Below are 2,791 nucleotides of genomic sequence, written 5' to 3' on the forward strand. Positions count from 1 at the left end.
CCGTTCAAGCCGGGGAGGCGGTACCATCTATCTCTCCCAGTCTGTCGTTACTGCGCGGTTGTGATTTCCAACCGTCCGATTTCGGCCATGGTGGTCGCGTCAAACACAATGATCTGCGCGCCTTGATCGACCACCGCAATCCACCCATCGCCAAAGGTCACGGCCGTTGCTGTGATCCCTTCGGGCAGGGTAAGGTCGGTTGGAAGGGCGATTTCATTTTGCGCGGGCTTTGGGAAACGGGTGACAAAAACCGAAACCACCGTTATCAGGCCCAAGATCATCACAAGGGTCAAAACCCAAACTATACGCTGCAGCCAGACCAGATGGGATGGCAGCGCGGCAGATTGGGGATCGTCACCTGAGGAAGGCGTGTTCATGGCGGAACTCCGCATCATTAGTTTCGAGATTGGGCCAGAGCCTGCACCTCGTCTTGATAAGGCACTTGGCCGCGATGTGCCAGAAGAAGCCGCGCTCAGCCGATCCCGCCTTGCCCGGTTGATTGCGGCAGGGGATGTCGCGATCAATGGCGCAACAATCACAGATGCCCGCGCGCGTGTTGTTGAGGGCGATCAGGTCACCATTCGTGTGGCCGAGGCGTCAGAGGTGGAAACCCGTCCTCAGGATATCCCGCTTGATATTTGCTACGAGGATGACGATCTGATTGTGGTGAATAAGCCCGCAGGTTTGGTTGTCCACCCCGCACCAGGCAGTCCTGACCACACGCTTGTGAATGCGCTGCTGCATCATTTTGGCGGCAATTTATCTGGGGTGGGCGGCGAAAAGCGGCCAGGCATCGTGCATCGCATCGATAAGGACACATCGGGCCTTCTGGTCATTGCGAAATCAGATCGTGCGCATCATGGGCTGGCCGACCAATTCGCCGCCCATAGTGCCGAGCGGCATTACATCGCGCTATGCCATGGCAGCCCTGACCCCGCTGATCCCCGCCTGCGCGGTGTGCGTGGCACAAGTTTTGAGGATGGTAATATCCTAAAGATCACCACCCAATTGGCGCGCCATAAAACTGACCGTCAACGTCAAGCGGTTCTGTTCCAAGGGGGGCGTCACGCCGTGACGCGGGTCAAACCCTTGCAAAGCTATCACGATGCCTTGGCCTTGATTGAATGCAGGCTAGAGACGGGTCGCACGCATCAAATTCGCGTGCATCTTTCCCATGCAGGTCACGCGCTTGTGGGGGACCCCGTCTATGGCGGGCGGCGTAGGGTTTCGGAAAAGCTGCTTGGGCCCGAGCTTGCGGGTGCCGTGAACCAATTTCCGCGTCAGGCGCTACACGCTGCCTCGCTTGGCTTTGCACACCCTGCCAGTGGCGAATGGATGCGCTTTGAGGCGGGTTTGCCCGAGGATATGGCAACCCTCGTCACCCGCCTTGAGGCAACCTTAGCTTAGCGCGCCAAGGCCAAACCATTTGCGCGGGGGTCGGTCGCGGCCTCAACCAAGCCGTCCACATGGGTGACAACAGCGCCCGCATGACCAACCAAATCGCTGTAATCGGGTAAGATTTCTGTCTCATGCCCCATATCGGAGAGGGCCGTGATCCAGTCAGGGTCAAACCGCGCCTCGAGTTTCAGAGAGGTCGTTGCATCGCCCCATGTTCGCCCCAACAGCCATCGCGGCGCGGTAACCGCCTGCTGCAACTCCTGACCCAGATAGGCATAGCGCGCAAAAATCGCCGCTTGGGTTTGTGGCTGCCCTTCGCCGCCCATCGTGCCATAGGCCATGACCCGCCCGTCTTCGAACACGGCCATTGCGGGGTTGAGGGTATGGAATGGCACTTTGCGCGGCGCGATTTGGTTCGGGCCATTGCCCATACCAAAGCCTGCACCACGGTTTTGGAAAAACACGCCCGTGTCGGGGCAGGTCAGGCCTGATCCAAATTCCCAGTAGACGCTTTGGATGAAGCTCACTGATGTGCCTTCAGCATCGCTGGCCCCCATCCAGATTGTATCACCGTTCTTTGGCTCATAGGGCCATGGCAATGCGCGCTTGTGGTCAATTTCCCCTGCCAGATCGTCTAGCACCTGATCTTGTAAGAACGTCTCCGGCGGTTGCCGCATGGCGCTGAGGTCACCCAATTCACGATTGCGCAGAATAAAGGCCTGCTTCGTGGCTTCGATCAGGGCGTGAATAGGCGCGACCCCTTCTTTGGCCCATGTTTGGATGCGATCATAAATCCCCAAAATCATCAGTGATGACATCCCTTGGGTGGGTGGGATCATGTTATAAAGCATGGCTTTTGATGTCTTGACCGACAGCGGTGTCACCGCACGGGCGCTATAGGCGGTGAAATCTTCAAGACGCAAAGGGCTGCCTTGAGCCTCAAGAAAGGCCGCGTGGGTTTTGGCCAAATTGCCGTGATAATAATCTGGAATGCCCTTTTGCGCGATCTGGCGCAGCGTTGCCGCCAAAGCAGGTTGTGTAAACCGCGCACCTGCCACAGGGATTGCGCCGCCAAACAGATAGGTATCCGCAAATCCAGGCACATCTTTCAGCCCGTCAATCTTATCTGCGATGCACTGGGATTGGTTGTTGCTGACAGGAAAGCCTGCTTCTGCGTGATAGATCGCATGCTCAAGAAGGCGAGACAGGGGCAGGGGGGTAGCGCTTGGAGCGGCTTCGAGCGCGGCGCGCCACCCATCCACTGATCCTGGAACAGTCAACGCGGCCTTGGCGCCGCGGGTGGGGATTGCATCGGTGAAACCTGCGGCCTCATACCACGCACGGCTTGCCAACGCGGCAGAGTGGCCCCCTGCAAAAATCGCCTGCACAGGGG

Annotated in this window: 3 protein-coding genes; 1 reads left to right on the top strand and 2 read right to left on the bottom strand. The window is 58.3% G+C overall.

What is annotated here, in order from left to right:
• Nucleotides 1-47: 47 nt before the first annotated feature.
• Complete coding sequence (locus ACR0IO_RS22775) at nucleotides 48-377, bottom strand: DUF6476 family protein (protein ID WP_480745092.1); 330 nt, start codon at nucleotides 375-377, stop codon at nucleotides 48-50.
• On the opposite strand from ACR0IO_RS22775, the gene ACR0IO_RS22780 reads away from it, so the two are divergent.
• A complete protein-coding gene (locus ACR0IO_RS22780) occupies nucleotides 376-1,407 on the top strand; it encodes an RluA family pseudouridine synthase (RefSeq protein ID WP_340298513.1) in 1,032 nt (343 codons plus the stop codon). The genes ACR0IO_RS22775 and ACR0IO_RS22780 overlap by 2 nt on opposite strands.
• Here the strand turns inward: ACR0IO_RS22780 and ACR0IO_RS22785 are convergent.
• The coding region (locus tag ACR0IO_RS22785; protein ID WP_480745095.1) for a gamma-glutamyltransferase family protein at nucleotides 1,404-2,791 on the bottom strand (1,388 nt) is incomplete at its 5' end. The two genes, ACR0IO_RS22780 and ACR0IO_RS22785, sit on opposite strands and share 4 nt — an antisense overlap.

It is taken from the genome of Ruegeria sp. CE12 (assembly GCF_056537525.1).

Coding starts and splice junctions, on each gene's coding strand:
- ACR0IO_RS22780 (WP_340298513.1), top strand. CDS start 376: ATGGCGGAACTCCGCATCATTAGTTTCGAGATTGGGCCAGAGCCTGCA.
- ACR0IO_RS22775 (WP_480745092.1), bottom strand. CDS start 377: ATGAACACGCCTTCCTCAGGTGACGATCCCCAATCTGCCGCGCTGCCA.